This is a genomic window from Rhodococcus globerulus NBRC 14531, from assembly GCF_001894805.1.
GTDB classification, from domain to species: Bacteria; Actinomycetota; Actinomycetes; order Mycobacteriales; family Mycobacteriaceae; genus Rhodococcus_F; species Rhodococcus_F globerula.
In genome coordinates this window covers 329,837-355,243 of sequence record NZ_BCWX01000004.1, presented here as the reverse complement: position 1 = coordinate 355,243, position 25,407 = coordinate 329,837, and the positions used below count along the sequence as shown (strand labels likewise).

Here is a 25,407-nt window from a genome sequence, read left to right as displayed (position 1 = left end):
CGTGACCACGGCGACCCCACTTAGTTAGTTGACACATGCAACATTAGGCTAAGTTGGTTGTAGAACGCAACGGTTTTGCGATTAGTTTTCCATGCTGCCCAGTCGATGCAGAAGCGACGTCAGCGCGATGACGTCCTCGGGATCCCACGTCGCCAATCGTGCGCGCCACTCGTCGGCCTGACGATTCTGGACGGTGGTCACACGTTCCCGGGCCTCGGGTGTCAGGGCAACCAACTTTGCCCGGGCGTCATCGGGATCGGGGATCCGCTGTACCAGTCCGAGGCGCTCGGCCGAATCGATTTGTCTGGTCAATGTCGACTTCTCGATATCGAGCGCAGCAATGAGATCCGACATCGGAACCGCATTCGAACGGTTCAGAAGAACCAGGACGGAGTAGAGCGCCGGATCGAGTTTGGGGTGGATGGCCCGCGCGTACTTACGGGCGCGAGCGCGCCCGCGCTGCCACATATCGGCGAGTTCCATCTGCAGGCCCGAGATGGGATCTGAAACCACTGTTGCTACCCCTTAGGTGCGTCGACTTCCGGTGTTCATCCAACCAGAAGGAGTGCGGGATGCGAGTTCCGGATTCATTGTCACCCGAATGCAAATTAGTCATTGCCCTGAGAATCTCCTAACGGTTTGATGCGGTGACTGATCTATTGTCTGATTCGGGACGGTCCGTAGCTGGATAGTTGCCTGACCAGGCGATATTGCAAGCGTAGCGTGTTGGTCGGACCGTCCGTTATGGCTATGCTGCACGCTATGGCCGAATTTTCGCGGAAATCAGGCAAGTGTGGGCCACCCTGGGGGAAGCGAGAGATTTGCCCTCGTATGTTCGAGGCTCCGTCGTGAAAGCGTTGATCGACCTGATCGCGCAGTGGTGGCGTCTGCCCGATCAGTATCAGAGTTTCATGCGTTACCTCGAAGACCGTGGTCTTGTGTCGGCTTGCCGAATCCTGGTCGGCGGAACTGCGTTCGGGATGGGGTTGATCCTCGTCCTCATGAGGTGGAGTGCTGTGGGACCGCAAGGTTCGTTCTGGCGATCCGTCAACCTGATTGTGGTCGCAGCCTGCCTGATCGCTGCCCTCATTTGGTGGCTGTTTCCGCCAACCCGGCTGTGGTCCTACACCTTTGTTGTCGGCTCCGATATTGCTATCGCGGTGGCGTCGTTCTCGGACGTCGATCCGCTGGCACGATTGTTGTGCTGTGTGGTTTTTGCCTCGATCGGTGGCTACATCGCGTTTTTCCACAACCCCACGTTGCAGCTCGGGCACCTGGTATTCGCCACCCTGGTCACGATTATGGCGGGGTGGCCGCTGCTGTTTGGTGACAACACGGATCCAGGATTGGGAATTGCCAAAATAGGTGTCACTCTCGCGACCGTCTATGTGATTCCCGTCGTCTCACAGATCATGTTGGCGATGCTCAGTTCGGATGCAACAACATCGGAATTCGATCCGCTGACCGGGCTTCTCAATCGACGTGGGCTTTCACGTCGGGCGACGGACATCGTGGGCGAGCAGATCGACGAACACAATGCGCTTCTGGTTGTGGTGATCGATCTCGACCGATTCAAGGAGATCAATGATCTCCACGGACACGATATCGGCGACAACACAATCATCAGGACCGGTTTGCGCATCAGGCTCTGGACGTCGCAGTCGGCTCTGATCGCTCGAGTCGGCGGTGACGAATTTGTAGTGCTCGAGCGGGCGCCCTTCAATTCGGTGGCAAAACTGTCGACGCGGATCACCACATTCATGAGTGGTGACAATGACGTACCGGCAATCAGTTCGAGTATCGGAATCGCGATTCGTACGGCGCCCCGAGAAGTGGACGAAACCGTGGACGAGATTGTTTCCGCACTGTTCAGGGTGGCCGATTCGGCTATGTATCAAGCCAAACGTGAGGGTGGAAATCAGGTGCGTGCCAGCGTCGTGTGAAGACTTCTTCAATCGCCGAACGACAACCCTCGTTCGGCGAGTGCCTCACCCAGAATGCGAAGGGCTTTTGGGCCCATTCCGTGAAGCTTTGCCAATTCCGATTCGGATACCGATGCGAGCTGCGACAACTCGGTGTAACCGGCGGCAAGAAGAGCCCGCGTTGCGGGCGCGCTGGTTTTCGGGAAACCGTCTCCGGGCTGTGCAGACTGAGATTCGGTCACGGTTGATCTCCTCGAGACGACGGGAAGGCGCGCGCTGCGATCGCCACACCGATACAGGCTACGACGGCAAATGTGATCAGGAGTAATTGTGCGGAACGCAAAGTCGAGGGTGCGCCGAGATTCACCAGAACTCCGGCGAGAGCGGCGCCGAACGCGTTGGCGATCAATTGCACGGTATTGATCGCCGCGGCGGCTTTTGCTCCTTCGCCTGGTTCCGAAACCGAGTTCATCGCACCGACAGCCAGGTGTGGCCAGGCGATGCCGATACCCGCCCCGGCAATGACCAGTCCGACGATCCACGCTGCGATTGCGCCGGCGCCGGCCTGATCGGTGAGGAACGCGGCCGTCAGAGCAAGCCCGAATGCGACCAGAACAGGTCCGCCGACAACGATTGTGCGGACAGCGCGAGGTGACGTTGCCGAGGCACTCGGAATTTCGCCGAGGGTCCAGCCGAGGGCGAGGGCGGCGCCGAGGAAACCGGCGGCCAACGGTGTCATACCGGCGAGGAGCTGACCGAACAGCGGAATGAACGTTTCGACCGTCGAGCTCAGGGCCAAGGCGACGATGGTCAGGTACACCCATTTGAGGGACGACGCGGTGAAGGTCGACGGCGGGAGTACTCCATGGCTCGCGCGACGGTCTGCTGCGACAAAAGCAATCAGAAGTATCACTGCCGCAAGAACCAGTGTGGCGGTCACCGCAAGGTTGGACAGAATTCCCGCGACGCTGACCAACAGCGCTGCTGCGGTCAGCAGGGCCAGCGAGAGAATCGGAACCGGACTGCTGGTGGTGCTGCCTGCAGTATGTGCCGGCAGCGCGCTGGGGACGAGCGCGGCAACCGCGATTGTCGCGACCACCAAGGCACCGAATGCCCAGCGCCAAGCGCCGAATTGAGCGAACACTCCACCGATGGCCGGCCCGGCGAACGTGCCGACACCCCACATTGCTGACACGAGTGCCGATGCGCGCGTCCACAACTGCTTGGGTAGGGCGGCGTTGATCACGGCATAACCGAGACCCGCCAGCAGTCCGCCGCCTGCTCCTTGAACAGCACGCCCGACCAGAAGCATTTCCATCGTAGGACTGAGCGCACAGACGATCGTGCCGATCGCGAAGATCGCAAGCGCAATCAGATACGCGCCTCTAGGCCCTTTCGCGCCGAGGATTCGGGTGACCAGCATCGAGGAGATGACTGAAGCAATAAGGAAAACTGTTGCAGTCCAGGCGTAATACCGTTGCCCGCCGATGTCGTCGATTGCCGTCGGAAGCAAACTGGTCGTGAGATAGACGTTCGTGGCGTACAGCGCCACTCCGCCCGCCAGGACGGTAGCGGTCCCGAGATGCCGCCCGCTCAGTAATTGACGCCACGTGCCGGCGGAGACATCAGTAGGGGAATGCATGTCGATGAAGGTAGAGTCTCAAGTGCGCTTGAGGTCAACTTCGGGTGCCAGACGGGAGGCGAGGATGATCCGCAAGAGCGACGAACTCCTCTCTATCGGCGAGGTGTCGGCCCGCACAGGCGTTGCGGTGTCGGCCGTGCGGTACTACGAAACCCTGGGTCTGGTTCCTGCCGTTCGCACCGCCGGCAATATGCGAAAGTTTCCGCGGCATGCCATACGGCGAGTGACGTTGATCCAATTGGCCGTCCGCTTCGGCATTCCGTTGTCGGAGGTCGGGGAAGTGTTCGCCTCCCTGCCAGAGGGCCGCACACCCAACAAGAAGGACTGGGCAAAGATCTCGACCGCCTGGAATCAGCGGCTAGAGGATCGTAAACAGGCGATCGCGCGCCTCCAGGAGGAGTTGACCGGGTGTATCGGGTGCGGGTGCTTGTCACTGCAAACCTGCAACCTGCTCAATCCGGGAGACGAACTCGGTTTGGGCGGGCAGGGCGCCCGCCGGATCTGACGAACTGTCAGATCAGTTGGCTCAGTTGGTTCCGTTGGCGAGGGTGGGACCTGGCATTCCAACGTCCATTGCGTCGTTCGATCTCGATGGGATGTGAGAAGCAGTCGCTGATGTTCTCCGACGTGATCACATCGTCGGCAAGTCCGGTTGCCGTGACAACGCCGTCCTTGATCAGTAGTGCATGTGTTGTCGTGCTTGGGATTTCTTCGATGTGATGGGTGACAAGAATGCTTGCCAGGGACGGGTTTTGACTACGTAGGTCATCCAGCGCGCTCAGCAGCTGTTCGCGGGCTGCCAAGTCGAGACCGGTGGCGGGCTCGTCGAGAAGAAGCAATCGTGGCTCGACCATGAGCGCTCTGGCGATCAGTGCGCGTCCGCGCTCTCCCTGAGACAAATTGGGCCACAGTGCATTCGATCGGGGGCTCATGCCAAGCAGGTCGATCAAGGCGTCGGCGTGTGCTTCCTGCTCCGGAGTTGGTGACCAGCGAGGCATCAACTCGGTGGTGTTGGTGAGTCCGGTGATCACGACGTTCCGCACCGTGATCGGAATGCCGATCGTATGACGCGGATTGACATGCCCGATGTCCATCCGCAACTCACGCATGTCGACACGGCCCAACTTGTGGCCCAGAACGAATACGGAGCCGCGGGTGGGGTGCGCAGTTGCCCCGAACAGGCTCAGCAGAGTGCTCTTTCCCGCACCGTTAGCCCCCAGCAATACCCAATGCTGGCCGGGCTCGATCGAAATGTTGATGTCCTGCAACAAGTACCGGCCGTCTCGGACCAAGTCGACATGTTCGGTCGACAGCACTGTGCCGCTGGAGTGTTCCACGGATGAAGCCTCTCTATGAATCGAGAATGCGTAGCTGACGGAGGACGGTGTCGATGTTTTCGCGTGTTGCAGCTACTGCGGCGTCGGGATCCGAATTCCATAGCGCGTCGAGCAGTCTGTCGTGGGCCTGTGAAGTATCGGGAACTCCCTCTTCGATGTCCACCATGTCGATGAGAGTCTTGCGGAGAAGCGGACGCACCGATTCGAACAGTGACAGCAAGACAGCGTTTCCCGAGAGTCGAACGACTTCTGTATGGAAATCGAGGTCGGTGTCGACAAACTTCTCGACATCCCGTTCGAAGTGGCTGTGGCGGAGCGTAAGTCGGCGTCGAAGGCGCTCGAGATCTTCCGGTTGTGCGCGCTCCGCCGCGAGTCTGGCGGCCTCGACCTCCAACGCCCGGCGCACCTCGAAAACCTCGAGCATCTGTGAGCGTCGGAGTAGCCGGGTGAATTCGTCAGCGTGTTCCAGATCCTCCGCCGCGACGACAAACGTTCCGACCCCGTGCCGTACCTCCAGCAACCCGGCATGAGTTAGAAGCCGGATCGCTTCGCGGATGGATGAGCGCCCGACTCCCAGTTCTACGGCGAGTGCGGCTTCGCTCGGGATCCGCTGCTTCGGCAGCCATACCGATTGGCGGATCTTCGACCGGAAGATCTGTTCGATCTGCGGCACCAGGGGACCGCTGCGCAGAACGAAACCACCGTGGTCGTCGGTCATTGCTACCTTTCGAATCGAATTCGCCTAGCGTAACAAGTCATCAGACGTCTGAGGACTACCATCAGTGGTTGTGTTCGACGGCACGCTCACATCATCACGATGGATCTAAGCACTTCTCCCCGGCGTAGCCGCTCATAGGCCTCGGCTGCGCCGTCGAGATCGACAATTTCACTTCGGTACTTCTCCAGCGGAAAGCTGCCCTCTGCGACAAGCCGGGCAATCTCTGGAAAGTCGCGGCTCGGGACACAGTCGCCCCAGTGCGAGACGTGATATTCGAGTCGCTTGAGAAAGACAGGGCGCAACGCAACAGCGCTGATTTCGTCGGATCGAGGTGCCCCTGGCGCGACGATCCGACCGCCGGGACGCGTCAGCGCAATCGCCTGTTGTAGTGGTCCGTCGCCGCCGACCGCGTCGATGACGATGTCGAAGCTCGACAACAGCTCCGGTCGCCGGGCCCAGTGCGCACCGTCGACGGTGACATCGGCGCCGAACTCCGATGCAAGTGCACGTTTGGCGGGTTCGAAGTCGAAGGCCGTGACGTGGGCGGCCCCGGCCGCCTGTGCACCGGCGATCGCGCTGAGTCCGACCCCACCACAACCGATGACTGCGACCCTGTCGCCGGCAGTGACCTCACCGGTGTTGACCGCTGCGCCGAATCCGGTTGGCACCCCACAGCCGAGAAGCGCACTCAAACCAGCATCGAGAGAGAGTGGGCGTAAGGCGACGTGCTGCCTGTTCATCAGGACCAACTCGGCGAGGCCGCCGGCCCCGAGGACCGGTGTCAGCTCCGTGCCGTCGGGTAGGCGGGGAGCCCGATGGCGCGGCATCTTGTTCACGCAGCGGACACCGCGACCGCGCTTGCAGTCGACACACTCGCCGCACGACACGATCAGCGCCACCACCACTTGATCGCCCACCGTGAGGTCCACGACTTCTGGACCGATCTCGTGGACCACGCCGCTGATCTCATGCCCCACGAGATACGGATAGTCCACCCCGGACGAGCCGTCCATGTAGTGAAGATCGCTGTGGCACAGCCCGCACGCGGTGACTTTGATCAGCACCTCGTCGGCCTGAGGTGCCGGCACCTCGATCTCGACGATTCGAAGTGGCTGATCGGGTCCGGTGGTGACTGCGCCTCGGCATCGGTGGTAGTGCGACATGTCAGCGGCCTCCCATGGGAATTACTGTTCCAGTTGATGATTCGGACATGATGACCGTTTTGATCGCCGTGTAGGCGAGCATTCCGTCCTCGCCCTTTTCAGTGCCGAATCCTGATGACTTGCGCCCACCGATAGTGGATTCCGGTCCGGCGGCGGCGGCATAGGAGTTGATCCAGAAGTAGCCCGTCTCGATGCGTCGGGCCACGGTGAGGGCCTTCGCGAGGTCGCTGGTCCAGCATCCACCGGCGAGGCCGTATTCGGACGTATTGGCGATATCTATCGCGTGGTTCGTGTCGGTGAATCTCTGCACCGTCACGACCGGACCGAAAGTCTCCTCCCGCAGGATCGCCAGATCGGTGAGGTCGCCGACGTCGATCACCGTCGGCAGAAAGTACCCAGACTCGGGAGTTGCTCCGGTGGGTGAATCGCCACCGCACAAGACTTTTGCACCTGCTTCTTCCGCGTCTCGCACGATGCTGCGGACTCGGGAGACGTCCTGGGCGGTGATCAACGATCCGATATCGCTGTTCGGGTCGAACGGATCACCGACTCGCAGTGAACGAGTCTTGGCCACAAGCGATTCGATGAAACGATCGGCGATATTCTCCTGTACGAGAATTCTCGATCCGGAGAAACATCGTTGTCCGGAGTTGCGGAAGATCGCGCCGACGGACCCCTCGACCGCACTGTCGAACGGTGCGTCGTCGAAGATGATGTTCGCAGACTTGCCGCCCAACTCGAGGAGAACGCGTTTGAGTCCGGCCACCGAATCGGATCCGACGCGCGCCCCGACGGTGCTGCTTCCGGTGAACGAGACCATGTCCACCTCCGGCGACGAGACCAATGCGGTCCCGACGTCCGCGAATCCCTGCACGATGTTGACCACTCCGTTCGGCAGGCCGGCCTCGACGAGGTATTCGGCAAAGGCGATTGCAGCCAGCGGACTCTTCTCCGGCGACTTGACCACAACGGTGTTGCCCATCGCGATGGCGGCAGCGATCTTCATCGCGCAGAACATCAATGGTGCATTGAAGGGCATGAAGATGGCCACGACGCCCACAGGTTCACGCCATGTCATCTCCACGTACCCGTCACCGAGCGGCAGGGTGGAGCCCCTCATCCTGCTTGCCCACCCTGCCGCCGACTTGGTCAACGAGGTCGAACTGACCACGTCGAAACTTGCTTCCGGTGAGGTCTTTCCGTTGTCGAGGGTGACCAATGCCGTCAACCGGTCCATGTCGCGAAGCATTGTGTCCGCGGCGCGGTCCAGGATGGCGGCACGTGTCGTCGCAGAACTGTCCGCCCAGGCCGGAAAGGCTTGACGCGCTGCGCTCACTGCATCCGATACCTGACCTGGTGACGAGGATCGGACTTCGGCGATCTGAGTGCCGGTTGCCGGAAACACGTCGGAGAATATCTGGCCGCCGCCGTCGACGAACATGCCGTCGATCAGCGTGTGCACGCGAGGGAGTCGGGCCGTTTCGACGGCGCGGGCGAAGACTGTCGGATCCGATTGCAGCATAGTCAGTTCTCCTTCGGGAGTCGTCTGCCCAAGAAGTCCAGTAGGTGTCCGTGGAATTCGTCGGGGCGTTCCGCGAAACCGTAGTGCCCAACGCCCTCGAGTTCGTGAATTTCGGAATCCTCGATGCGCTCGGCCATCGCCCGCATACCGGCGACCGGACAGGCCGTGTCCACGGTTCCCGCCAGGAGCAAGGTCGGGACCGCCAGATTGTCGAGAGCCTCACGGCCGTCGTACGACGCGATAGCGCGGATCGAATCGGCGAAGGTTTCGGTTCGCATGGCGAGGATGGCTTCGCGGACCTTGTCCACGAGCGGCCCGGATGCACTGGGCCCCATCATCGAATCGAGCAATGGACGCACATACTCTGCGACCGTCTGTCCGTTCTCGATCGGTTCGAGCCGTTCGGCCAGGTATCGCTTCTGGTCTTCCGGAGTGCGCGAAGCAAAACCCGCTGATGCTCCGGACAGGACAACAGCAGCGACGAGTGGTTCGTTGTTGGCGGTCAAGGGTGCGATGAGCGCGCCCATGGAGTGACCGAGCAGGACGTTGACGGCCGTAGCTTCTGACTGAACCAGCGACGTCGCTGCTGCGGAGAACGTCGTGATGGACGGAGTCTGCGCTGGCGGGGTCATGCCGTATCCGGGACAATTCCAGACGACGACTCGGTAGCCTGCATCAGCGAGAACCGTTGCGGTATCAGCGAAATAGCTGCCGTCGCCGTAGGCTCCGTGAAGCATGAATACGGTGGTCGTCCCGCTTCCGTGGACGGTGTAGTCGATGGTGCCGGTGTATGCGGCGGTCATTTCTCTCCTCGGTGTGTGTCGGTGGTATCCACGGAGTGGTGTGTGTCGGTGGTATCCACGGAGTCGATCCACTTCGTCAGTGCCCGGGCGAGCGCCTCGGGTTCCTCCGCGGGCAACATGTGGGCAGCGTGGGGAATGCCGGCGAAGGTAGCCCCTACTCGATCGGCAAGAGCCTGCTGTTCGCCTGGTGGTACAACAAGGTCGGATTCTGCGGCAATCACGGCGAGCGGAACTTCAGTGGCGAGTAGCAGCTCAGTCCGGTCGGGGCGAGAGGCTATCGCTGCACTGTGCGCGCTGTATCGCTGCGGACCGTAAGCACGCACTCCGCGGAGCCGTTCCGTCAAGACATCGGGATCTTCGGCGTTGTCCGCGTGGAATACGAGATCGACGCGGCCCATCGCGAAGTTCTCGAATTCACCGGCCAACGCACGTTCTGCCTTGTCCAATCGGGCCGCTGCGGTGGCTTCGTCATCGGTTCCCTGTGGCGTGTTCACCAGTGCCACGCCGGAAATGCGCTCCGGGCAGTACTCGAGAAGCGCCATGGCGACCACTCCTCCGAAGGAATGCCCGACAAGGAAGAACTGATCGGGTAGATCGACTGCGAGTGCTGCGGCGATCTTGTCGACGTCACCGATTGCGGGAACATCTACGGCTGTTGCGCTCAGTGATGGTGGAAGTGATTTGATTACACGGTCCCAGACCAACGCGTCGTTGTTGAGTCCTGGGACAAAAACGATGTCTGTCATCGTGGTGCCCGCCCTTCTCCGGCGATACGGTCACCTTCGACCCAACAGGAATGGGTGCCCACTGAAATCCGTTCGGGGAGAATGACCGTGCACACGGGATCGCCGGTCAGATCGTCGGCACGATAGATAACGCATTCGGAGCGATCCTGGATCAAGTCGGTGATGAAAACAATGCAGTAGCCGTCGTCTTCTGCGCTAGAACCTGCCGGACGCGCGATTGCGGGCTCACTGCCCCAACGGCCAGGTCCGAATTCCAGCCGGACGGCTTTGCCGGTGTGTAGGTCGTAGCGTTTGAGGCCGTTCAGATGCCATTCGCCCTTTTCGAACAAGGCGTTGTACGAGTACCGGTACGGGCGTCCGACCACGTCGTTGCTGATGACGGGGAACTCACTCACTTCGTCGTCGAGGGGGAACTCTCTGACTTCTCCGGTCACCATGTTGAACATCCAGCGATAGAGATGCGCGCCGGTGGGATGCATGTCGACGTTTCTACGGATACGGGCGTAGATCGCGTGGGCATCTTCTTCAACTCCGACAGGAGGTTTCACAAGGTTGTCCCAGATGCATCCATCCTGTACTATCCAGTCGCCGTCTTCGAAACAATTGGACAGATGCATGACCCAGCAGGGCTTTGCTTCGAACCAGCGAACATCGGCGCTGGTTCCGTAGCGGGGGATAACACCGAATCGCGCTGGAATGTCGTCGTGGAACGAACCTTTGTGGATTCCCTTCTTCAGTAGTTCCTCGTCGAAGAAGTACGGCAGGTCGTGGAGAATCGAATAGTGCTCGGTCATACCGAGGTCGTGGGGCCATCGTGGGCCGGGTAGTTCGATCGGCACGTAGTGAACGAGATTGTCTGCCTTGTTGACTACTCCGTAGTTCATGAACGGAGCCTTCTGTGGATAATTGAAAAACGTCATCTCGCCGGTGGCGTTGTCCACCTTGTAGTGCGACGATAATCCGTCGGGGACAAGTTTCGCCCAATTCTTGTTTGGGCCAAGGGTTTCCAGGGTGACCGGGCTCAAACACCACGGCTCACTTCCTTGCGACATCGTGGCAATCAGATGACCGGCGTGGGCGATGACGTCGGTACCGGCATTGTCCTTCATCGACCCCATCGATCCCCAGCCTCGACGTTGGTACTCCTGAGGCTGGAGAATTCCCGGCCACAGAGCCTTCTTTGCCCCCTGCTCGGCCAAGAACCCTGTGGTACGGACGAAGGCGTTCCGGTACTCGCATGTGCCGTCACGAAAGCGAATGGCGTGAAGCATGCCGTCGCCGTCGAATGGATGATAGATCCCGGTAGGTGTGGTTGCGTTGTTGTGTGTGTTGCGGACGTAGATACCGTCCAATTCTTCCGGGATGGAACCGATGATCGTCAGTTCGTCGCCGCTGACGGCGTATTCCTTGCCCTGTGGTCTCCACGCGCCGCGGAGCCACGGATTCTCTTGGTCTTCTTCGACAGGAACGCTGATGAACAGTGTGTCGTTGACGTCATACATGAGCGCCTCCTCGGGACTCGGTCGGTACGGTAGCGGGGGCGATGCCAGGCCGTGCGGAATCGTGATCGGCAGGTATGGGACGGCGTCGCTTCGTGATTCGTGAGTACAGAGCCGCTGCGCCGCCGGCGATACCGGTGGGCATCAAGAACATCAAGGCCACGAGCAGGGCGCCGTAGATCATGTTCGCGCCGGATCCGCCGATCAGGTCTGCGGTGTACGTCGGTAGGAAAGCGAGAACCAGGCCGCCGATCAACGGTCCGATCAGCGTGCCGGATCCGCCGATTAGCAGACCGGTCAAGAGCTGAATTCCCAAGAAGACACCAAACGTCTCGGGCGCGACGACACCGGTGACGAGCACGAACATGGACCCACCCACCGCCGCGAATGCGGCGCTGACGGCAAATGCGATGGTCTTCTGTCGGGAAAGATTGATTCCACTTGTGGCTGCTGCTGTTTCGTTGTCACGGATGGCCGTCAGTGTTCGGGCCGGTCCGTACTTCGCAAAGTTGCGGCAGATGAGAATGCCGATGCCTGTCACTGCCGCGACAACAACAAAATTGATCGAAGTCTGGGTGATGAAGTCGGGTACGCCGTCGGGAATGACCCAGGCAGAGTGAAGCAGTTTGCCGTTCACTCCACCGGTCAGCGATCCGAATCGTGTGATCAGCAAGGGAAATACCACCGCGAAGCTCAAGGTGACTAGTCCGAGGTAGTGCCCTTTCAGTCGAAGGGCTGGAAGGCCGGCGACTATTCCGACGACAAATCCGATGAGTGCGCCGACGGGTAGGGTAGCGATAATCGACAGTCCGTGATCGGTCACCAAGATGGTGCTGGTGTAAGCGCCGATACCGAAGAATGCGCTGTGGCCCAAGGAAATTTGCCCAGCATATCCGGAGACAAGGTTGAGTCCGAGGATGGCCAATGCATATGCCAGAGCAGTCGCCAACTGGAGTATCTTTGCGTCGGGGACGAACACCACCGCGCCCAGTACCGCGATGAGGTAGACGAGAGTCCCGACGATCAGTGTCCGTCGTGAACTCGGTGCGCGCAATGACGAGGGAAATGCGGTCGCGGTCATACCCGCGCAACCTCCTTGCGGCCGAAGAGGCCTTGTGGGCGAACAGTGAGGACCACCAGGAGCATGACCAGCGCAAGTGCCAATCCGGATTGGGCTCCGATTGCGGGAAATATGGAAGGCACAACGGATTCCACAAGTCCAACCAGCAATCCGCCAACCACGGCGCCGCCGAAGCTGTCGAAGCCGCCGACACATGCCGCAGTGAATCCGTAGATCAGGACGTTGGCCATCATCGTGAAACTCAGCGCGCTTGCAGCTTGTGACGTCATAACGCCTGCAAGAGTTCCTGGCACAGCGGCTAGAGCCCACCCGAGTGCGAAGGTTGCAGCCACGGGAATTCCCACGAGGGCGGCAGACGATCGGTTCGAGATGACGGCGCGATATGCCAATCCGAGTTTGGTCTTGGAGAGCAACAGCCAGAGGAACACCAGCAGAGCAGCCAGCGTCAGCCAGATGCCTATGGTGATGTAGCTCAGTGTGAATGGTGGAGTTCCATCGAGGACGGTGATCCGGTCGTCGACGCCGTCGGGGAACGGAGCAAGTGGCGTTTTGTTGTCGACGCCCCACACCACCCCGCCGAAAGCGTTGGCAAAGAGGAAGAGTCCGAGGACAGCGATCAATGCCGCTGCGTGTCCGCGCTTTTCGAGTGGCCGCATGATGAAGTACTGAATCGCCGCACTGGCAACTGCGGAGATCACCATCGAGGCGATGATCGCGACCCAGATCGGAAGCCCAGCAGCGATCAAACTGAACGACAGCAATGCCGAGAGCATTGCAAATTCACCTTGCGCGAAGTTGAGGTGGCCGGTGGTGCGAAACACTGTGACCAGTGCTATGGCCAACAGTGCGTACAGAGCTCCGTTGGACAATCCGGTCGACACCGTTGTCAAGATGCTTGCCGGATCACTTCCGGCCGCGAGAATGCTTGTGGAAGTTGTCATGTCATAACCCCAGATAGGCTTGGCGGACACCGTCGTGGCTCTGCAGTTCGGTGGCCGATCCGGACAGCACGGTGTGACCGGCTTCGAGGACGTAGCCTCGGTCTGCGATTGCAAGGGCCAGTTCCGCGCTTTGTTCGACCACAAGCATCGACGTGTTCAAATCCTTGTTGATCGTGGAGAGGAGATTAAAGAGCTCTTGGACGACCAGCGGTGCGAGCCCGAGAGACGGTTCGTCGAGTAGGAGCAAGCGGGGGCGGGACATCATTGCCCTGGCGACAGCGAGCATCTGTTGCTCGCCTCCGCTCAACGTTCCGGATTTCTGCTCACGACGCTCGGCCAACCGTGGAAACCGTTCGAACCACATCGCGATGTCGGCACTGATCTCGGCTCGGCCTTTTCGCAGATACGCGCCGGCGTACAGGTTGTCGAGAACCGTCAGGTCCTTGAAAGTCCCTCGCCCTTGCGGAACCATCGCAACGCCGCGGCGAACGATGCTGCGAGTCGACTTTCCGACTAGTTCTGTGCCGTCGAAAATTGCGCTGCCAGAGGTCGACACGAGGCTGCACAGCGCACGCAACGTGGTTGTCTTCCCGGCGCCGTTTGCGCCGAGTAGAACGACGATCTCACCCTGCTCGACAGAAAGATCGACGCCGTGCAGTACCGGTAACTGTCCGTACCGTGCAGAGAGTCCACGAACTTCGAGAAAGCTGCTCATTGTCCCCACTTTCCTAAATACGCTTCGATCACGCGCGGGTCGCTTGTGACGTCCTTCGGAAGGCCGTCGGCGATCTTTCGGCCACGATCGAGCACGACAACGTGGTCACACACGCTTGTCACCATTCCCATGTGGTGCTCGACGAGAAGCACTGTGAGGTCGAGTCGCTCCTTGATCTGCGACAGTTCAGCTGCAAGTTCGTGAACTTCGCTGTGGATCAATCCGTTTGCAGGCTCGTCCAGTAGCAAAATTCTCGGATCGGACGCCAACGCTCGAGCAAGCTCAACCCGTTTCAGTGTTCCGATCGGCAGATCTGCTGCCATGGACCCTGCCAGGTGTGACAGTCCCAAATCTTCGAGGATTGCGAAGGCCTTTTCCTGAGATTGCATTTCGCGTGCCCTGGCACCGATTCCGACCGCTGTGCGCATCCAGCTTGCTTTCTGCTCGAGGCGCACGCCGACAGTGACGTTGTCGAGTACGGACAGTGAAGGAAATAATGCAATTTCCTGGAACGTGCGGGCGACGCCGAGTTCCGGAATCCTGTGAACGGGTACGGCGAGGAGGTCCAGTTCGCCGAACAATTCGATGGAACCGCTACTGGGTTGATATATGCGGCTCATGATGTTGAATGCGCTGGTCTTGCCAGCCCCGTTTGGGCCGATGAGACCGCAGATACTCTGGGGCGCAACGTCGAAGGAGAGCTTGTCCAAAGCCTGGATTCCACCGAACGACAGTGAGAGGTCGGTAATGGCGAGGGCGGGAGCGTTCATGGCATGTCCTGAAATTCCGGTGGGTTCAGGGTGCAGACGCGGTGACGTCTACACCGGTCGGCTCCCACGATTTGGTGGACGTGTCGTACGCGAGCATCGAACCGTCCCCGACGGGGAATGGAACGTCACCGTTGATGACCGTTCGGGAGTCGGGGAAGTTCAGTGGCAGTACCGTGTCAGTGGACCAGACTGCATTGATCAGATTGATCCGGTTCAAACCACCCTCTGCGGATGCCGCGCGCTGGAGTTGCTCGACGAGGAGCGCCGCGAACCGGTATCCGTCTGCCACGTAGGTCGAGCGTGGATCGTAGGAGGGCTGGTACTTCTGCATGGCCTCCAAGTACTCCCTCATGCTGGGTTCTGTTGCAGCAGTAGGATCGGCCGGGTCGAGAGAGCTCCGTACGGTCAGCAATCCGTCCGCCAGTTCACCCAGTGGCTCAAAGAATTGTGTGGTGTCGCGGCAGGAGGGCGGCACCACGATCGGTCCGCCGAATCCTGCTCGACGGGCGGCAGAGACGAGTTGGTTGCAGAATGCCCCACTTGTTGCCGCAACGATGGCATCAGGCGATTTCGCCAACATTTCGGTTACCTGATTGCTCATGGAGACGGCAGTCGAGTCGTGTGACTGTGAAGCGACGATCTCCACGGATGTTCCCTCGATGCCCCGAGTGAATGCTTCGTCGAGGGCGTTGCCGGTGTCCGAATTCCATACCAGTTCTGCAACTTTTGCACCGGAAGGAAACTTCTTGTCGATGAACTCAGCGGTGGCTTCGCCCCAGGCGTCGTACGGGAGGAAGCTCGATGTCGACCACGGGTGGTTAGCGGGATCGTAGAACGAGTGATCGCCTGTTGATGCGTAAAGTTGTGGTACGCAATTTGTTTCATACATTTGTCGGGTGGCGAGATTCTGTGGGGTGCCCAGCTGAAAGATCGTGGCGAACACGTTGTCCTGTTCGATCAAGGCTTTCACGTTGGCCACCGCACGGGCGGGGTCGAGCGCGTCGTCCTTGGCGTTGAGCGTTACCTTGTGACCGTCGACACCGCCGTCGGCATTGATCTTGTCGAAGTAGGCATTGATTCCGCCGAGTGACAGCGCGGACGAGGCGCCGGAACCTGATTGGGCGAGTGAGGTTCCGATTACGATGTCGGCTCCAGTTGAGAGTGATTCACTAGCTCCTGCAGGGCATTTCGTCGTGTCGATCGTCACCTTGCCGGCTGTGATCTCACCGCCGCCCGACGTTGCCTGTGTACCGCTTGTCGAGCAGCCTGTGAGGGCCAGGCCGAGGACAACAGGGGCGGCGAAGTACGAGATCCGTCGACGGGACGCACCTCGTCGAGTGTTCGAGAATGAGGATGAAATGGGCATGAAAAGTCTCGCTTTCACTGATTCGCGGGAGATGACGCGACGTCGGCAGATGAAGGCGCCAGGACGCTCCCGGTGACCGCATAACTGCTGCGGGTGCAACGGGTAATCGGGTGACCGCGAATTCAGGCGCGGATACCGAGTTTCGAGTGGGAGAGCTACAGGTGCGACCTGCTCAGATCTGGCAGATGTGGTCGAACCCTCGCGCGGCTGGCTTGGATTATCTTCTTGTGCAGTGCTTCTGAACTAGATCTGATCGGTTTCGGAGGTATCTGCGGCTCGGGCGAGACGCAGGATCGAGAGAATATGGTCGGTCATCAATCGGCTGGCCTCTGTGCCGTCGCCGGATTCGATTGCTGCATAGATCCGTTCGTGGTCCAGGTGCCACCACGGATTTGTTTCGGGATCGTGTTCATTGAGCCTGGTGATCCCTCGTGGGCCCGTGGTCAGAGATCGCATGATGCCGCTGAGGACCGGGTTCTTGGTCATTCGAACCAGTTCCTCGTGAAATCCGAAGACATCTTCGGTTTCACCGTCTGCTGTGTGTGCGTGCATTGCTCGGTGCAGAGAGGCAAGGTCGCGTTCTGTGCGCCTCTCAGCTGCTGTCGAGGCGATGAAGGGTTCGATACCCAGTCTGGCTTCGACAACGTCGGTCAGCGAGCGGTTTCCTTCGAACAGCATGTCGGATACGCGAATGACTGCCGCATCCGACGGCCGTTCGGTGAGAAATACTCCTGAGCCGTGTCTTGTTTCGATCATTCCGACCGCTTCGAGTGACGAAAGAGCTTGTCGCAGTGAATGGCGTGACACGCCCAACGTGGCGGCAAGTTCTCTCTCGGGCGGCAGAGCGGTGCCTGGCGAGAAGCGTCCTCCCCGGATCATGTCCTGGAGGTGATCGCGAACCTGGTCATGTACCGGGATGCGCTTGATCTCGAACGGCTTGCTCATCTTCGTATTGTCTCCGATCGCGGTGAACCGGTGGGCGCACGGTGGACCCGAGGCGAGTGTTTGATTGGTTGAACCAATCTGAAATGAGATTAGGCTCACAGAGGGGCCTAGTCAAGGGTTGGCTCGAGTTTCGTGCTTCTGCGGCGGTTATCGACTGGTCGGAAGGTGCAGACGACGCCGGGTATTCGCATTGTTCATCGAGTCATGGTGCAGGCTAGGTAAAGCGAGATCGCGGTGCCTGGGTCGCCGAGAGATCTATCGATGGCGCGTTCGATCTTCTCCAGTCGGTAAGTCAAAGTGTTGCGGTGGATGTGCAGGCGTTGCGCTGCGGCAGTGCTGTTGAACGCAGATTCTCCCCACGCGATGACGGTGTTCGCCAGCATCGGCCAATCGTCCTGGAGCGGCAATCCTCTGAGTATCGTCTGAGCCAAGCGCAATCGACTTTCATCGGGGATTACGGAAACAGCCTGCTGAAGTCGAAATCTTTCGATGTCGTGAAACCTGCTTGACGGCTCGAGTTTCGATCCCAATTGAATGGCGTCGTACGCATCGCGTGCGGAGATATTGAGCTGCTCGATTCCCGTGGCGCGAGAGCCGAGGCCGATTCGGATACTCCAACCGAGTTCGCGTGCGAGAGTGATAAATGTACTGCACGCTGCCATAACGGTGTGATCGCTGGCGGGGCTGACGGCGTCGACCCGGGTTGCTACCGCGATCATCGATCGGGCGAGTGGTGCGATCAAGTCGGTTCGCGAGGTGAAAATCGATGCTAGTGCGTTGACTACTTTGTCGGGTCCGGCATCGGAAGGTACGTGGGAGCCCGAGTGCGAGTAGCCGATCAGGGCGACCACTCGAGGGCTCTCCAGATCGAATCCGAGCGTCGTGGCACGTCTCTCGATCGGGCCGGTTCCCAGAGTCGAATGGTGCCAGTCGGCGATGTCGCGGAGAAGCTCCTCAATGGCTCGCTCTCGGGTTCTCCGCGATCCGATGCGTGCTGCCTCTTGCATGAGAATTTCGGTCTGTCGTTTGACGACCAGTCCGAATTGCTCCACCTGTGACGGTGGCCCCGACAGTCCGATCGTGCCGACGACATTGCCGTCGATGACGAGGGGAATTGTTACCCCGGGAAGGCTGCCGACAAGCTGACGTACGTCTTCCGCGTTGTGCGTGATCATCTTTCGGCTTCGGATCACCTCGACGGAGGCCTCGTGGAACTGGCCTACGCGCAATTGATCGCCGCTTCCGAGCACGATTCCTTCGGAGTCGGTGATCAGAACATTGTGGATGATCACGTCGGTGATGTCGTTCGCGATTTGTTGGGCGAGCGCACTACTGAGCATGGAACGAGTCTCCCTTGAGGGACCGGATGTGTCGACAGAACACGTTGGGCACAGTGCACAGAAGTATCGTGTTTCCGGCGGGGAATTCTGGTCACATCGCCAGTGACCTGTTTCACTTTGCATTCTTAGTATTGGCCAATCCTCAACTAGGAGTTCACATGGCCATCCTCGATTGGATCCTCCTCGGCGTGTATTTCGGTCTGCTCATCATCATCGGAGTGCAGACGATGCGGCGAGTCAAATCTCCAGACGATTTTGCGGTTGCCGGCAACCGAATCGTCTGGCCTGTATTCTTCGGCAGCCTGGCTGCAGCATTTCTCGGTGGCGGCGCTTCATTGGGTGTCGCAGGCGCCGCGATGCGCGACGGATACGTGTATATGTTCGCGTTCTGCGCCTTCGGTATTCAGACCGTTCTGGTCGGGTACTTTGTTGCACCCAAACTCAAGAACTACGTCGGTGCCCACACACTCGGCGACGTTATGGAGGAGCATTACGGCAAACCGGCACGCTTGGTGACAGGTGGCCTGTCGGTGGTGCTGTGCGCCGGCATCCTCGGTGCGCAGGCGCTCGCCATAGGGACTGTTGTCAACGCGACCTTGGACGTACCGGTGGTTCCCTCCGTGATTATCGGTATGGGAGTTGTCGTCCTGTATTCGTCCTTCGGCGGTGCTTGGGCTGTCATCCAGACCGACATGCTCCAGTTTGTCTTCCTCGGCGTGCTATTGCCCGTCGCCCTGCTCATCGGCCTCCACGCCGTCGGTGGCCCCTCCGCTCTTGTCGATGCAGTTCCAAGTGATCATCTGAGTTTTATGGGTGACTACACGCCGGTTCAGTTCCTGACCCTGTTCGCCGCGCTTCTCCTCGGAGAAACCTTGGTGCCGCCTTACGCGCAGCGGACGTTCTCGACACCCGATTCGCGCCACGCCAGAAAGGGCTATGCGCTCGCCGGATTCTTCTCGTTTTTCTTCTTCTTCACCGCGGCGTCCATCGGTCTGATCGCGTTGGTGCTGTATCCCGATATCGAGTCCGATCAGGCACTTCCCACGGTAGTGATGAACTTGATGCCGGTCGGAGTTCTCGGCTTGGTCGTTGCAGCCTTGTTGGCAGTTGTGATGTCGACGGCCAGTTCGTATCTCAATTCGACTGCGGTGGTCCTGACCAAGGACATCTATCAACCACTGGCCGAAGCGGAACTGCCCGCAAAGAAGCGACTGAGGATCGAGCGAGCGACCAGCGTGATCGTGGGCGCAGGCGCGACGGTATTCGCGCTCAGCGTGCCGTCGATCGTCGACGCTCTGCTCTACAGCTACACCCTGTGGGCGCCGACCGTCATAGTCCCGCTATTCGGTGCGGTTCTCTTTGGTGTGCGGTCTGCGCCTGCTGCGCTGTCGGCTATTGCGGCTGGTGCACTCGTTACCGGCATCTGGCAATGGGTCTTGGGTTCGCCGTTCGGTTTGGACGGTTTGATCCCGGGCGTGATCGCCAATCTGATCGTGTTCGTCGTTGTGGCAATGGCGACCAATTCCAAGTATCCGCGCCGCCGACATCCGGCAGTGCCTGTCCTGCAAGGAGAACCGGCATGATTGCCGAACTGTTGCTCTACGGTGTCCCGATCACGGTCATCGTCGTGACGCTATGGGTCGGATTCCTCGGCTGGAAGTTCTACGTTCAAGAGGTACTGCATGAGCGGGGAGACGACAATGCGTGAAACATTCGATGTCGCCGGAATTACGACTTCGGATTCGGAGTATCCGTCGGCGGTCGTGGTCGGGGATACAGTGTACGTTTCCGGCCAGGTTTCCTTCGCGGAGGACGGCACCGCCGTTCATGTAGGAAACGTGACGGCACAGACGGCACAGTGCATTTCGCGACTGTCCACGGTTCTCGACGTGGTCGGGTCGTCGCTCGTCGATGTAGTGCAGGCAACGGTGTATCTGTCCGACGCGAGCTACGCAGCCGACTTCAACCGTGAATGGGTACGTTGGTTCCCCGACAGCAGGCCGGCGCGCGCGACGGTGGTTGCCCAACTGCTCGATCCGTTGCTTCTGGTCGAAGTCCAGGCCACTGCAGTTCGTGGAAGTGGTGATGTCCGATGAAGATTGCAGTCATCGGAGCAGGTGTAGTCGGCGTTGCGTCGGCATATACGTTGGCGCAACGGGGCCACGAGGTTCACGTATACGACCGCCGGAGTAGCGTCGCATCCGATACGTCCTCGAGCACTGCGGGTTTGATCGCTCCTGGACATTCCTATGCCTGGGCGTCTCCGTCTGCTCCACTCATGCTCGCCCGATCACTGATGGGCGGACAGACCTCGATTCGAGTGGTTCCACGCATCGATCCTTCGCTGCTGAGGTGGGGCGTGGAGTTCTTGCGGGAGTGCACGCCGTCACGGTCTCGGTCGAACACGCTCGCCAAACTTGCTCTCGCTCGATACAGCCAGCAACTCATGGAAGAGATTGCCGATCACGAGGGTCTGCAATATTGGCAGACCGATCGCGGTGTTCTCTATCTGTACCGTGACGAGAAAGAACTTGCCAAGGCGGAGAGAAACTCTCGGCTGTTGGCTGAGTATGGGCGGGTTCAGGACGTACTTACTCGCGCACAGGCTGTCGAGGTGGAACCGGCGCTTGCTGCGAGCAGTGAATGCTTCGCCGGGGCGATCCACGACCAAGTGGACGGAACCGGTGATCCTCACCGCTTTTCACTCGGATTGGCTTCCGCGTGTGAACGATTGGGTGTGACGTTTCATCTCGGAGATGCAGTCGGGGGGCTTCAGGTCGATGCTGAATCCGTGACCGCATTGAATGTGGGCACAACTCGTGTACAGGCGGACGCGTATGTGCTGTCGGCAGGGGCTTCGAGCCCGCTTCTATTGCGGAGCTGCGGCGTTCGACTACCCATCTATCCGGCGAAGGGCTATACCGTCACGGCGGGAATCAAAAGTCCAGACCGTGCTCCGACGATTGGGGGCATCGACGAACGAACGCTGGTTGCGTGGTCGAGGTTCGGTAATCAGCTGAGAATGTCGGCGACAGCGGAGTTTGTCGGTTACGACCGCAGTCAGTCTCCGGGTGATTTTGCCGGCATCATCGATGCGGCCAATGAGCTCTTCCCCGATGCTCTCGACTGGGACACTGCCGAGTACCGCACCGGGTTACGCCCGATGACCCCGGACGGTCCTCCTTTCATCGGGCGAGGCAAGCTGGACAATCTCTTTTTCAATACAGGCCACGGGCATGTGGGATGGACAATGGCATGCGGTTCGGCGCAGGTTCTGGCGGACACCCTCGACGGGCGCTGCCCCGATATCGATCCGTCGCCGTACTCGCCAATTCGGTCGCGGCGGCATTGACCTGGCCTGGGTCAGTTACGCGGGACCCCGAGTAGAAGTGCGATCAAATCGAGAGCTGTCTCGATCTCTGCCTTCTCTCGACCTAGTAGAGGTGCGTAAAGGTGGATGTCGCAGATACGAACAAGTGCCTGGCCCAGCACTTGTGGCGACAAGCTGAGGGTCAACTGGCCGGCATCGACCTGCGACTGCAGGATCTCGGCGGCAATGGACGCGGAAATGGACTCGATGGCACCGGGCATCAGCGCGAGCTTGATGAACACCATCGGTTCCCTCTTGGTGAGCGCGCGAAGTTCGGTTGAAGAGTCTACTGAACGCATCACTCGGCCGAATACGTCGATGACGTATTCCGGGCCCTTGCCTGACGCTTGCGACATCGCCTTGCGGTACGTCCGCTCGGTGGCTTCCGCCAGCACCGTCCCCAGTAGTTCGTCGCGATTTCCGACCCATCGGTAGAGCGTCGCGCGGCCTACTCCGAGGCGCTCGGCAAGTAGTGACATGTCAAGCGCCTCTTCGGCGAGATACATGCTCGCGGCGGTGTCGATGGCGCGCCGGCGGTCGCGGTCGGATGGCATACAGGCATTCTCTCCGGTGGGCCGGTGTGTCGATTTTCGGGTCTGTGTACGGCTCTGGCTATCTATTGACGAACCCTCCTAGGTGAGACACACTAGCTCATTGTCTCAGCTTAGTGATGCCGATCACAGTCAGGGGTTTTGTCGATGAGTTCAGTACAGGCCGTTCGCGGGGCGGTGGACAGCGCCGATCTGGGGAAGGTGCTGATGCACGAGCACGTCTTTGTTCTCGGAGAGGAGATGCGCCAGAACTATCCGCACTACCCGGAGCCTTGGGACGAAGACGCTCGGGTGGCGGACGCAGTTGCCAAGCTGACCGAACTGAAGTCCCGCGGGATCGACACAATCGTCGATCCCACCGTGATCGGACTCGGTCGATACATTCCGCGCATCGCGCGAATCAACGAGCAGGTCGATCTCAACATCATCGTCGCCACGGGCATCTACACCTACAACGACATTCCGTTCCAATTCCATCACACAGGACCGGGATTGCTGTTCGATGTGCGAGAGCCGATGGTCGATCTGTTTGTCAAAGACATTCGAGAAGGCATCGCCGGCACTGGTATTCGCGCAGCATTCCTCAAGTGCGCCATCGAAGAGCCCGGGCTGACTCCCGGAGTCGAGCGAGTGATGCGCGCAGTTGGAGCTGCGCAGGTCGAAACGGGTGTGCCCATAACCGTCCACACCGACCCGCATACCGAATCCGGGCTCGTTGCACAGAAAGTCCTGGCCGACGAGGGCGCAGATCTGACCAAGGTCGTGATCGGTCATTCGGGTGACTCGACGGATCTCGACTATCTGTGTGCGCTCGCAGATGCCGGCTCCCTACTGGGTATGGACCGCTTCGGTCTGGATGTGCTCCTGTCGTTCGAGGAGCGCGTGAACACCGTGGTGGAGATGGCTCGTCGCGGCTACGCGGAGAAAATGGTCCTCGCCCACGACGCGTCGTGCTTCATCGACTGGTTCTCCAGCGAGGCGAAGGCTGCCGCTGTGCCGAACTGGAACTACACGCACATCAGCGATCACGTCATCCCGACCTTGCTAGAGCGAGGCGTCACGGAAGACCAGATCACGACGATGCTGGTCGACAATCCGCGTCGATATTTCGAGAGCTGATCATGGACGACGTGTATGCGGGCAAGCTGTCGGTGCCACGTCCTTGGCTTGCGCGCTACGACAGTGGTACTGCGCCAACTGTCGACATCGAATACACCAACGCCCTGGAGATGTTCCGTGCGTCGCGGGCCCGCGACACTGATGCTCCCGCAATCAGGTACTTCGACGCGACTCTCACGTTCGGCGAGCTCGACACGATGTCGGACGCTTTGGCAGTGGCTCTCGCCGGTGACGGTATCGGCTTCGGCGATCGGGTGGCATTTGTCCTGCAGAATGTGCCGCAGTTCTTTGTCGCGACTCTGGCTGTCTGGAAGTTGGGAGCCGTTGTGGTTCCGGTCAATCCGATGTACCGCGACCGTGAGTTGGCGACGGTCCTGCTCGACAGCGGTGCCGTTGCGGTGATCTGCCTCGAGTCCTCGGCCCAGACGGTGGTGACGGCGTCTGTGGGCACGGATGTTGGATGTGTTATCACTACGTCGGAACTCGATTTTCAATCACGAAGTGATCAAAAAATTTTCGGGTCTGTCAGCCGAGTGAGGTACGAGGGTTGCCACGACCTGCTGGAGTTGATCGAGGAGAACCGCGGCGCCGCAGCCGATCCCGTTGACCTCGAGTCGAGCGATCTTGCGTATCTGCCGTACACGTCCGGTACGACGGGTCCGCCCAAGGGGTCTATGAACACGCACGCCAATGTGGTGTTCGCAGCGCAGATCTATCGGGACTGGGTGGGCTTGCGCCCGGGTGGCGCGATGTTTGCCGTAGCCCCGTTGTTTCACATCACTGGTTTGATCGGACACGTCGCGGCGCCGCTGCTATCGGGGGCCGCTACAATTCTCACGTGTAGATTCCACCCTGTTGTTGCGGCGGAGTCCATTTCGGAGCATCGCGCCACAGCGATCATCGGTGCAATTACCGTTTTCATCGCGTGGACGGATAATGCGGCAGTATCGAAGGAGTTGTTGAGCAGTCTCGAATCGGTCTATTCGGGTGGCGCGCCCATTCCGCATGCAGCGCTCGAGTCGTTTCGGGCGAAGTTCGGTCACTACATCCACAACGGCTACGGTTTGACCGAAACCAACAGTCCTGCAATCGTTGTGCCGCATTCACGAGAAGCGCCGGTCGACCCCGCGTCGGGTGCGGTAGCGGTCGGTGTGCCTGTCTCGAGTACGCATGCCGAGGTGGTGGACGAAAACGACAATCCGGTACCGGTCGGGGAGTACGGGGAGATAGTTGTCAGCGGCCCGCAGGTAGCGCTCGGATACTGGAACAAGCCGGAAGAGACCGCCCACGCCATGCCCAACGGCCGTTTCCACACCGGCGATGTAGGTTTCATGGACGCTGACGGATGGTTCTACGTGGTCGATCGGATGAAAGATCAGATCAATGCCTCGGGATTCAAGGTCTGGCCGCGCGAAGTGGAAGATGTTCTCTACGAACATCCTTCCGTTCGTGAGGCTGCCGTAGTGGGTGTCATGGACTCGTATCGCGGAGAGACTGTGAAAGCCTTCGTTTCACTCAAGGAAGGATTGGAGGCGGCGCCGGATGAACTGGTGGAATTCTGCAAAGTCCGTCTGGCTGCGTACAAGTACCCACGCATTGTCGAGGTCATGAGTGATCTTCCAAAGACTGTGAGCGGCAAGATTCTTCGTCGTGAATTGAGGATTGCGCGCTAATTCCACACTCGAACAACTGCCGGCTCATCGAATCGTGATGGGCCGGCAATTGTCGTGTCTGGCTGATCTGACATCAAAGCTAGTGCATAACAATACTATTCAGTGATTGACATCACTCCGTGGGTGCCGCACACTGGTCACATCATCCGAACTTGAAGTTGGCGTCAGTTTCTACTGTCGGGGC

General features: G+C 59.6%; 26 protein-coding genes. 8 read left to right on the top strand and 18 right to left on the bottom strand.

Features of this window, described 5'->3' with window-relative positions; genetic code table 11:
• Positions 1-81 precede the first annotated feature (81 nt).
• Complete coding sequence (locus RG2_RS22290) at positions 82-513, bottom strand: MarR family winged helix-turn-helix transcriptional regulator (protein WP_033233651.1); 432 nt, start codon at positions 511-513, stop codon at positions 82-84.
• Positions 514-848: 335 nt separating this feature from the next.
• On the opposite strand from RG2_RS22290, the gene RG2_RS22285 reads away from it, so the two are divergent.
• Positions 849-1,943, top strand: a complete 1,095-nt coding sequence (locus tag RG2_RS22285; protein ID WP_033233650.1) for a GGDEF domain-containing protein — start codon at positions 849-851, stop codon at positions 1,941-1,943.
• An 8-nt stretch (positions 1,944-1,951) separates the two neighbouring features.
• Here RG2_RS22285 and RG2_RS22280 read toward each other — a convergent pair whose 3' ends face one another.
• Together RG2_RS22280 and RG2_RS22275 are read right to left on the bottom strand one after the other, a co-directional pair.
• A complete protein-coding gene (locus RG2_RS22280; RefSeq protein WP_033233649.1) occupies positions 1,952-2,164 on the bottom strand; it encodes a helix-hairpin-helix domain-containing protein in 213 nt (70 codons plus the stop codon).
• A complete protein-coding gene (locus RG2_RS22275) occupies positions 2,161-3,564 on the bottom strand; it encodes an MFS transporter (RefSeq protein WP_033233648.1) in 1,404 nt (467 codons plus the stop codon). The genes RG2_RS22280 and RG2_RS22275 overlap by 4 nt, the downstream gene beginning before the upstream one ends.
• 64 nt (positions 3,565-3,628) lie before the next feature.
• Here RG2_RS22275 and soxR point away from each other — a divergent pair, with 64 nt between their 5' ends.
• On the top strand, positions 3,629-4,069 hold the full coding sequence (gene soxR / locus RG2_RS22270) for a redox-sensitive transcriptional activator SoxR (protein WP_033233647.1): 441 nt from the start codon (positions 3,629-3,631) through the stop codon (positions 4,067-4,069).
• Positions 4,070-4,076: 7 nt separating this feature from the next.
• Here soxR and RG2_RS22265 read toward each other — a convergent pair whose 3' ends face one another.
• The 14 genes from RG2_RS22265 to RG2_RS22200 form a co-directional block, all read right to left on the bottom strand.
• The gene (locus RG2_RS22265; protein ID WP_033233646.1) at positions 4,077-4,901 is read right to left on the bottom strand and encodes an ABC transporter ATP-binding protein; all 825 of its coding nucleotides are present in this window, start codon (positions 4,899-4,901) and stop codon (positions 4,077-4,079) included.
• A gap of 13 nt (positions 4,902-4,914) precedes the next feature.
• On the bottom strand, positions 4,915-5,619 hold the full coding sequence (locus tag RG2_RS22260; protein ID WP_033233645.1) for a FadR/GntR family transcriptional regulator: 705 nt from the start codon (positions 5,617-5,619) through the stop codon (positions 4,915-4,917).
• Positions 5,620-5,705: 86 nt separating this feature from the next.
• On the bottom strand, positions 5,706-6,782 hold the full coding sequence (locus tag RG2_RS22255; RefSeq protein WP_033233644.1) for an alcohol dehydrogenase catalytic domain-containing protein: 1,077 nt from the start codon (positions 6,780-6,782) through the stop codon (positions 5,706-5,708).
• Between the two features lies 1 nt (position 6,783).
• Positions 6,784-8,304 (bottom strand): aldehyde dehydrogenase family protein, encoded by a 1,521-nt coding sequence (locus RG2_RS22250; RefSeq protein WP_051730419.1) that lies wholly within the window; start codon positions 8,302-8,304, stop codon positions 6,784-6,786.
• Between the two features lie 2 nt (positions 8,305-8,306).
• On the bottom strand, positions 8,307-9,107 hold the full coding sequence (locus RG2_RS22245; RefSeq protein ID WP_033233643.1) for an alpha/beta fold hydrolase: 801 nt from the start codon (positions 9,105-9,107) through the stop codon (positions 8,307-8,309).
• The gene (locus tag RG2_RS22240; RefSeq protein ID WP_051730418.1) at positions 9,104-9,853 is read right to left on the bottom strand and encodes an alpha/beta fold hydrolase; all 750 of its coding nucleotides are present in this window, start codon (positions 9,851-9,853) and stop codon (positions 9,104-9,106) included. The genes RG2_RS22245 and RG2_RS22240 overlap by 4 nt, the downstream gene beginning before the upstream one ends.
• Positions 9,850-11,355 (bottom strand): carotenoid oxygenase family protein, encoded by a 1,506-nt coding sequence (locus tag RG2_RS22235; RefSeq protein ID WP_033233642.1) that lies wholly within the window; start codon positions 11,353-11,355, stop codon positions 9,850-9,852. Before RG2_RS22235 ends, RG2_RS22240 begins: the two co-directional genes overlap by 4 nt.
• Positions 11,348-12,433 carry a branched-chain amino acid ABC transporter permease gene (locus RG2_RS22230; RefSeq protein ID WP_051730417.1) on the bottom strand — a complete coding sequence of 362 codons (1,086 nt, stop codon included), beginning with the start codon at positions 12,431-12,433 and terminating at the stop codon, positions 11,348-11,350. Before RG2_RS22230 ends, RG2_RS22235 begins: the two co-directional genes overlap by 8 nt.
• Positions 12,430-13,374 (bottom strand): branched-chain amino acid ABC transporter permease, encoded by a 945-nt coding sequence (locus tag RG2_RS22225; RefSeq protein WP_051730416.1) that lies wholly within the window; start codon positions 13,372-13,374, stop codon positions 12,430-12,432. The genes RG2_RS22230 and RG2_RS22225 overlap by 4 nt, the downstream gene beginning before the upstream one ends.
• Before the next feature lies 1 nt (position 13,375).
• Complete coding sequence (locus RG2_RS22220) at positions 13,376-14,089, bottom strand: ABC transporter ATP-binding protein (protein WP_033233641.1); 714 nt, start codon at positions 14,087-14,089, stop codon at positions 13,376-13,378.
• Positions 14,086-14,859, bottom strand: coding sequence for an ABC transporter ATP-binding protein (locus tag RG2_RS22215; RefSeq protein ID WP_033233640.1), 774 nt, complete (start codon positions 14,857-14,859; stop codon positions 14,086-14,088). The genes RG2_RS22220 and RG2_RS22215 overlap by 4 nt, the downstream gene beginning before the upstream one ends.
• A gap of 25 nt (positions 14,860-14,884) precedes the next feature.
• The gene (locus RG2_RS22210) at positions 14,885-16,225 is read right to left on the bottom strand and encodes an ABC transporter substrate-binding protein (RefSeq protein ID WP_033233639.1); all 1,341 of its coding nucleotides are present in this window, start codon (positions 16,223-16,225) and stop codon (positions 14,885-14,887) included.
• A 243-nt stretch (positions 16,226-16,468) separates the two neighbouring features.
• Positions 16,469-17,170, bottom strand: coding sequence for a FadR/GntR family transcriptional regulator (locus tag RG2_RS22205; RefSeq protein ID WP_051730415.1), 702 nt, complete (start codon positions 17,168-17,170; stop codon positions 16,469-16,471).
• Positions 17,171-17,364: 194 nt separating this feature from the next.
• Positions 17,365-18,510 carry a CdaR family transcriptional regulator gene (locus RG2_RS22200; protein ID WP_033233638.1) on the bottom strand — a complete coding sequence of 382 codons (1,146 nt, stop codon included), beginning with the start codon at positions 18,508-18,510 and terminating at the stop codon, positions 17,365-17,367.
• Positions 18,511-18,668: 158 nt separating this feature from the next.
• Here RG2_RS22200 and RG2_RS22195 point away from each other — a divergent pair, with 158 nt between their 5' ends.
• The 4 genes from RG2_RS22195 to RG2_RS22185 are packed head-to-tail and all read left to right on the top strand — an operon-like array spanning position 18,669 to position 21,862.
• Positions 18,669-20,093 (top strand): sodium:solute symporter family protein, encoded by a 1,425-nt coding sequence (locus tag RG2_RS22195; RefSeq protein WP_033233637.1) that lies wholly within the window; start codon positions 18,669-18,671, stop codon positions 20,091-20,093.
• Positions 20,090-20,218: a hypothetical protein gene (locus RG2_RS32410; RefSeq protein WP_255285236.1), complete on the top strand. Its 129-nt coding sequence runs from the start codon at positions 20,090-20,092 to the stop codon at positions 20,216-20,218. The genes RG2_RS22195 and RG2_RS32410 overlap by 4 nt, the downstream gene beginning before the upstream one ends.
• On the top strand, positions 20,211-20,606 hold the full coding sequence (locus RG2_RS22190; protein ID WP_033233636.1) for a RidA family protein: 396 nt from the start codon (positions 20,211-20,213) through the stop codon (positions 20,604-20,606). The genes RG2_RS32410 and RG2_RS22190 overlap by 8 nt, the downstream gene beginning before the upstream one ends.
• The gene (locus tag RG2_RS22185) at positions 20,603-21,862 is read left to right on the top strand and encodes a D-amino acid dehydrogenase (RefSeq protein WP_033233635.1); all 1,260 of its coding nucleotides are present in this window, start codon (positions 20,603-20,605) and stop codon (positions 21,860-21,862) included. The genes RG2_RS22190 and RG2_RS22185 overlap by 4 nt, the downstream gene beginning before the upstream one ends.
• An 11-nt stretch (positions 21,863-21,873) precedes the next feature.
• Here RG2_RS22185 and RG2_RS22180 read toward each other — a convergent pair whose 3' ends face one another.
• Positions 21,874-22,434: a TetR/AcrR family transcriptional regulator gene (locus tag RG2_RS22180; protein WP_033233634.1), complete on the bottom strand. Its 561-nt coding sequence runs from the start codon at positions 22,432-22,434 to the stop codon at positions 21,874-21,876.
• Positions 22,435-22,578: 144 nt separating this feature from the next.
• On the opposite strand from RG2_RS22180, the gene RG2_RS22175 reads away from it, so the two are divergent.
• Both RG2_RS22175 and RG2_RS22170 read left to right on the top strand, forming a co-directional pair.
• Positions 22,579-23,550, top strand: a complete 972-nt coding sequence (locus tag RG2_RS22175) for a phosphotriesterase family protein (protein ID WP_033233633.1) — start codon at positions 22,579-22,581, stop codon at positions 23,548-23,550.
• A 2-nt stretch (positions 23,551-23,552) separates the two neighbouring features.
• Entirely contained in the window at positions 23,553-25,223 is a 1,671-nt protein-coding gene (locus RG2_RS22170; RefSeq protein ID WP_080711678.1) for an AMP-binding protein, read from the top strand.
• Positions 25,224-25,407 lie beyond the last annotated feature (184 nt).

Excerpts from the sequence above, each read along its gene's own strand:
- RG2_RS22195 (WP_033233637.1), top strand. The coding sequence starts at position 18,669 with ATGGCCATCCTCGATTGGATCCTCCTCGGCGTGTATTTCGGTCTGCTC.
- RG2_RS22180 (WP_033233634.1), bottom strand. The coding sequence starts at position 22,434 with ATGCCATCCGACCGCGACCGCCGGCGCGCCATCGACACCGCCGCGAGC.
- RG2_RS22175 (WP_033233633.1), top strand. The coding sequence starts at position 22,579 with ATGAGTTCAGTACAGGCCGTTCGCGGGGCGGTGGACAGCGCCGATCTG.
- RG2_RS22185 (WP_033233635.1), top strand. The coding sequence starts at position 20,603 with ATGAAGATTGCAGTCATCGGAGCAGGTGTAGTCGGCGTTGCGTCGGCA.
- RG2_RS22215 (WP_033233640.1), bottom strand. The coding sequence starts at position 14,859 with ATGAACGCTCCCGCCCTCGCCATTACCGACCTCTCACTGTCGTTCGGT.
- RG2_RS22255 (WP_033233644.1), bottom strand. The coding sequence starts at position 6,782 with ATGTCGCACTACCACCGATGCCGAGGCGCAGTCACCACCGGACCCGAT.
- RG2_RS22205 (WP_051730415.1), bottom strand. The coding sequence starts at position 17,170 with ATGAGCAAGCCGTTCGAGATCAAGCGCATCCCGGTACATGACCAGGTT.
- RG2_RS22260 (WP_033233645.1), bottom strand. The coding sequence starts at position 5,619 with ATGACCGACGACCACGGTGGTTTCGTTCTGCGCAGCGGTCCCCTGGTG.
- RG2_RS22245 (WP_033233643.1), bottom strand. The coding sequence starts at position 9,107 with ATGACCGCCGCATACACCGGCACCATCGACTACACCGTCCACGGAAGC.
- RG2_RS22170 (WP_080711678.1), top strand. The coding sequence starts at position 23,553 with ATGGACGACGTGTATGCGGGCAAGCTGTCGGTGCCACGTCCTTGGCTT.
- RG2_RS32410 (WP_255285236.1), top strand. The coding sequence starts at position 20,090 with ATGATTGCCGAACTGTTGCTCTACGGTGTCCCGATCACGGTCATCGTC.
- RG2_RS22240 (WP_051730418.1), bottom strand. The coding sequence starts at position 9,853 with ATGACAGACATCGTTTTTGTCCCAGGACTCAACAACGACGCGTTGGTC.
- RG2_RS22275 (WP_033233648.1), bottom strand. The coding sequence starts at position 3,564 with ATGCATTCCCCTACTGATGTCTCCGCCGGCACGTGGCGTCAATTACTG.
- RG2_RS22200 (WP_033233638.1), bottom strand. The coding sequence starts at position 18,510 with ATGCTCAGTAGTGCGCTCGCCCAACAAATCGCGAACGACATCACCGAC.
- RG2_RS22250 (WP_051730419.1), bottom strand. The coding sequence starts at position 8,304 with ATGCTGCAATCGGATCCGACAGTCTTCGCCCGCGCCGTCGAAACGGCC.
- RG2_RS22220 (WP_033233641.1), bottom strand. The coding sequence starts at position 14,089 with ATGAGCAGCTTTCTCGAAGTTCGTGGACTCTCTGCACGGTACGGACAG.
- soxR (WP_033233647.1), top strand. The coding sequence starts at position 3,629 with ATGATCCGCAAGAGCGACGAACTCCTCTCTATCGGCGAGGTGTCGGCC.
- RG2_RS22230 (WP_051730417.1), bottom strand. The coding sequence starts at position 12,433 with ATGACCGCGACCGCATTTCCCTCGTCATTGCGCGCACCGAGTTCACGA.
- RG2_RS22210 (WP_033233639.1), bottom strand. The coding sequence starts at position 16,225 with ATGCCCATTTCATCCTCATTCTCGAACACTCGACGAGGTGCGTCCCGT.
- RG2_RS22190 (WP_033233636.1), top strand. The coding sequence starts at position 20,211 with ATGCGTGAAACATTCGATGTCGCCGGAATTACGACTTCGGATTCGGAG.
- RG2_RS22225 (WP_051730416.1), bottom strand. The coding sequence starts at position 13,374 with ATGACAACTTCCACAAGCATTCTCGCGGCCGGAAGTGATCCGGCAAGC.
- RG2_RS22235 (WP_033233642.1), bottom strand. The coding sequence starts at position 11,355 with ATGTATGACGTCAACGACACACTGTTCATCAGCGTTCCTGTCGAAGAA.